Annotated in this window: 2 protein-coding genes; both read left to right on the top strand. The window is 41.7% G+C overall.

Annotated elements, in window-relative coordinates:
* The coding region (locus tag AMS59_RS26580; RefSeq protein WP_234007913.1) for a transposase at positions 1-225 on the top strand (225 nt) is incomplete at its 5' end.
* Between the two features lie 51 nt (positions 226-276).
* On the top strand, positions 277-557 hold a 281-nt coding region (locus AMS59_RS26575; protein ID WP_234007912.1), incomplete at its 3' end, for an IS66 family transposase zinc-finger binding domain-containing protein.

Below are 557 nucleotides of genomic sequence, written 5' to 3'. Positions count from 1 at the left end.
ACAGAACAAGTTCGCCAATTAACAAAAGCTTTATACGGTTCAAAATCGGAAAAATCAAAGTATCAAGCACCAGATGGTCAATGTTCTTTATTCGATGACGATCCGTCTTTTAACGAATCTGAGCACACAGAAGAACAAAGCACAGCGACGATTACTTATACTGTTAACCGTAAATCACATAAGAAAAAACGGAATGATTCTTTTCAAAATGGGATTGAAATCTAAGAAATTCACCATCATCCCATCAATACACAATGCGACTGTTGCCTCGGCCAAATGACCGAAGCCGGTACAACTATTGCGCGTGAAGAAGCAAAATTCATTCCGGCAAAAATGATGCGCATCCAGCATATTGAACATGCCTACGAGTGCAAGCACTGTAAAATGGATGCCACACAAAAAGCACAGATGAAACGTGGGAAAGCCCCACAAGCTGCCATTCAGCGAAGCATTGCGGGACCTACCGTTCTAGCAAAACTTATCTATGATAAGTTCATCCAATACTTGCCTCTTTACCGTCAGGTAAAGGAGTGGGAACGATATGGCCTGCTTACAAA

This window comes from Lysinibacillus sp. FJAT-14745 (assembly GCF_001275675.1).
Taxonomy (GTDB): Bacteria; Bacillota; Bacilli; order Bacillales_A; family Planococcaceae; genus Lysinibacillus.
This window is presented reverse-complemented; position numbering and strand designations above follow the sequence as displayed.